Here is a 2,522-nt window from a genome sequence, read left to right on the forward strand (position 1 = left end):
CATGGGCGTGCAGCTACGGCGCCACACAGGCGGGCCGCCCGGCTGGTACGACCACCGCCGGCGCATCATTAGCACCCGGCGGGGAATGAGCATTCAGCAATACCGCAGTGTTCTAGCCCACGAACTCGGGCACGCACACTACGGCGACACCCCCACCGGCAATGGCCACTACGACCAACGCCAAGAACGACGCGCCGACGAATACGCCGCCCAACTACTCATCAACCCCACCGACTTCAAAGCCGCTGCCATATGGCACCACGGCCACCTCCCCGCCATCGCCGACGAACTAGAAGTCACCAAACACCTGCTACGCGTCTGGAAAGCCCACTACCAAACCAAAGCAGCCTGACCCCAAAAGGACAATTCCATCATGAACTCTAACCCTTTTTCTGAGTACGGCGCCCAGCCCACCCCTCCGCCCCATAAAGCGCCCACATGGAAGAAAGTGCTTGCCTGGACCGCAGCAACCCTCGGAGGGGTTGTCATCTTCGGAAACTTGTTTTCAGGCAGTTTCCGAGGAATCCTCGCGGGAATATGCGTCGGTCTAGTCTTCCTTTTTCCTGGGGCGTGGTACCTCATGCATGAACGTCGTGAAGCCCACGGCGCCACTCCGTTAAAGCGCCACTGGTGGTGGATAATCGCAGCCTGCGTCGGACTCCTCATCCTTGGAACCGCCGTCTCGCCCGAAACAACAACTGAGACAAAGGAATCAACAACCACCCCGGAATCCACCACGTCTTCAATGACGTCTACAAGCTCGGAGCCCGCACCTACCTCGACGACTAGAACGACTGAACCGACATCGTCTGCAGCTTCGCCTTCCATGGCACAGGACCCAACGACCGAACAACCCGCACCAGCTCCCGCCCCACAAGAGCAACCGGAACCAGAACAAAACACTCAAATTCAGCAATTCGCTCCGGTTCCTGAACTTCAGGAAGAAGCGCCAGCACCTGCCCCGGCACAGCCAGCCCCGGCCTACTCCGGAGGCGGCAATTCCGGGTCGTGCGCCGACATCGGACACAAGGTATACCGCGGCGACGGTATCTACCTCCCCAAGCATGACAAGAACGGCGACGGCGTGGGCTGCGAATCCTACCCGGGTTAAACCAGCCCCTGCCCCCGCACTTACGTCTGATGGTGGACTAAACAGCCCATAAGGAACAACCCCGTGGAGCTGTGCTCAACACGGGGCGTCCTGGCCCAACGGGGGGATTGTGGGCCACAGTCATCATAAATCAAGACCGCCCCTGGTGCCTGTCATGTGGAAGTGCAGCACCAAGGGCGGGGAAATCAAGCCAACAAGTGACCTGATAGGAGAAGTGTACCCAATGGCTATCCAAAAACGTTTCAACAAGGCAGGCAAGAAGGTTTTTGTCGCCCGGTGGCGTGAGCCATCCGGTAAAGAACGCTCGAAGAGTTTTTCACGTGAGCGGGCTGCGAAAGCGTATTTGCAGGATATGGAGCGTGCGGTCAGGCGCGGCGAGTACATCGCGGATACTGGTGTGACCGTCAAGGAACTGGTGCAGGAGCGGATGCAGCAGGCGGTGAATAAGTCCACTCGGAATGGGCGTGGGATGCTGCTGGCTAACTTGGGGGATTTAGGTGGCATGCCGGTGTTGTCGGTGAAGCCGTCGCATGTGCGGGAGTGGATGAGCGTCTTGGAGCAGGGTCGTCCGTGGGCTGATGATAGGCCGCTGGCCACCTCAACTATCAACATGCTGGCGGCGATTCTTCACGGCGTGTTTTCGCAGGCGGTTCTTGATGATGTGGTGGGTAGGCACCCGATGCGTGGTGTGAAGATTCCACGTAAGGAGGTTGGTGCTGAGCGTGCGGACATTCCCACGGTGGAGGATGTGCAGGCGCTGATTCGGGCGGCGCGTGGCACTGGTGTGGGGCGTGCCCCGAATTTGACGTTGGCGGCGATGATTCAAGTCGCGGCGGAGACTGGCCTGCGTGCCGGTGAGCTGTGTGGCCTGCGGGTGCGGAATGTGAATTTTCTGCGCGGTGAGGTGCATGTGGTGGAGCAGATTGGCCAGAGAACGGGTGATTTTGCGCCGTTGAAGACGGCGGCGTCGCGGCGTGTGGTGCCGATTGGGGCGGGTACAGTGGCGGCGCTTGAGGAGCAGCTTCGCAGGGTGCCGCGTGGCCCGGAGGAGACGGTGTTTTGTTCGCGGGAGGGTAAGGCTCTGTCGTCGTCGAGTGTGTCGGCACAGTTTCGCAGGCTCGCACGACGGGCGGGTGTAGAGACAACGTTTCACGGGTTGCGGCATTTTTATGCGTCGTCGTTGATTGGGGCGGGGGCGTCGGTGGTGATGGTGCAACGGGCGTTGGGGCATGCGTCGGCGTCGATGACTCTGAATGTGTACTCGCACCTGTTTCCTGGTGCTGGTGAGGGGCTGCGCGGGATGGTGCCTCAGGTGCGGGATTTGTGCGGGATTTCTGATGGTGGCGAGGGTGATGGGGACGGTGTTTGTGCTGGTGGTGGGGGTTAGGTGGTGGTTTGAGATGTACTACGA

3 protein-coding genes are annotated in these 2,522 nt (G+C 60.1%); all 3 read left to right on the top strand.

All coding sequences use genetic code 11. The features are described 5' to 3' along the window. The coding region (locus HMPREF2935_RS10210; RefSeq protein ID WP_070733087.1) for an ImmA/IrrE family metallo-endopeptidase at positions 1 to 352 on the top strand (352 nt) is incomplete at its 5' end. A 474-nt stretch (positions 353 to 826) separates the two neighbouring features. After that, positions 827 to 1,111 (top strand): hypothetical protein, encoded by a 285-nt coding sequence (locus HMPREF2935_RS13365; RefSeq protein WP_070733090.1) that lies wholly within the window; start codon positions 827 to 829, stop codon positions 1,109 to 1,111. A 223-nt stretch (positions 1,112 to 1,334) separates the two neighbouring features. Then, positions 1,335 to 2,498, top strand: a complete 1,164-nt coding sequence (locus HMPREF2935_RS10225) for a tyrosine-type recombinase/integrase (protein ID WP_070733091.1) — start codon at positions 1,335 to 1,337, stop codon at positions 2,496 to 2,498. Positions 2,499 to 2,522 lie beyond the last annotated feature (24 nt).

The sequence above is a fragment of the Corynebacterium sp. HMSC076D02 genome, assembly GCF_001813815.1.
Taxonomy (GTDB): domain Bacteria; phylum Actinomycetota; class Actinomycetes; order Mycobacteriales; family Mycobacteriaceae; genus Corynebacterium; species Corynebacterium simulans.

What these genes read in the sequence shown, in the direction of transcription:
- HMPREF2935_RS10225 (WP_070733091.1), top strand. Translation starts at nt 1,335, where the DNA reads ATGGCTATCCAAAAACGTTTCAACAAGGCAGGCAAGAAGGTTTTTGTC.
- HMPREF2935_RS13365 (WP_070733090.1), top strand. Translation starts at nt 827, where the DNA reads ATGGCACAGGACCCAACGACCGAACAACCCGCACCAGCTCCCGCCCCA.